Source organism: Anaerobacillus alkaliphilus (assembly GCF_004116265.1).
Lineage (GTDB): Bacteria > Bacillota > Bacilli > Bacillales > Anaerobacillaceae > Anaerobacillus > Anaerobacillus alkaliphilus.
In genome coordinates, this window is sequence record NZ_QOUX01000004.1 from 1 (window position 1) to 717 (window position 717).

2 rRNA genes are annotated in these 717 nt (G+C 44.2%); both read left to right on the forward strand.

The annotated features are described in order from the left end of the window. Positions 1 to 93, forward strand: a 16S ribosomal RNA gene (locus tag DS745_RS04275); the annotation flags it as partial. 291 nt (positions 94 to 384) lie between these two features. Next, positions 385 to 717 (forward strand): 23S ribosomal RNA (locus DS745_RS04280); the annotation flags it as partial.

Genomic DNA, 717 nt, shown 5'->3' on the forward strand with positions numbered 1-717 from the left:
TTTTGGAGCCAGCCGCCTAAGGTGGGACAGATGATTGGGGTGAAGTCGTAACAAGGTAGCCGTATCGGAAGGTGCGGCTGGATCACCTCCTTTCTATGGAGTTAAAACTCTAGTCGATGCTTTTCTTAGGAAAAGTACGCTGACGCTGTGTTTCAGTTTTGAGAGAATGATCTCTCAATTAAATAGTTTACTACCAATTGCATCTTGCGATGCGATTAAGGTCAGTGACTTCGTTCCTTGAAAACTAGATAACAACTAACACATTTAAGTTTTACCGGAAAGTTTGTAAAAGCTTTTGAGTAAACTTGAGTAGTCAAGAATTCAATTCGACGTAAAATCCTTATAACTAGGTATTTTTAGAGAGATTTATCTTTTTAAAAATTAGGTTAAGTTAGAAAGGGCGCACGGTGGATGCCTTGGCACTAGGAGCCGAAGAAGGACGTGACGAACAACGATATGCCTCGGGGAGCTGTAAGTAAGCTTTGATCCGGGGATTTCCGAATGGGGGAACCCACCACTCGTAATGGGGTGGTACCCATAGCTGAATACATAGGCTATGAGGAGGCAGACCTGGGGAACTGAAACATCTAAGTACCCAGAGGAAGAGAAAGAAATTATCGATTTCCTGAGTAGCGGCGAGCGAAACGGAAACAGCCCAAACCAAGGGGCTTGCCCCTTGGGGTTGTAGGACACTCTATACGGAGTTACAAAGAAACG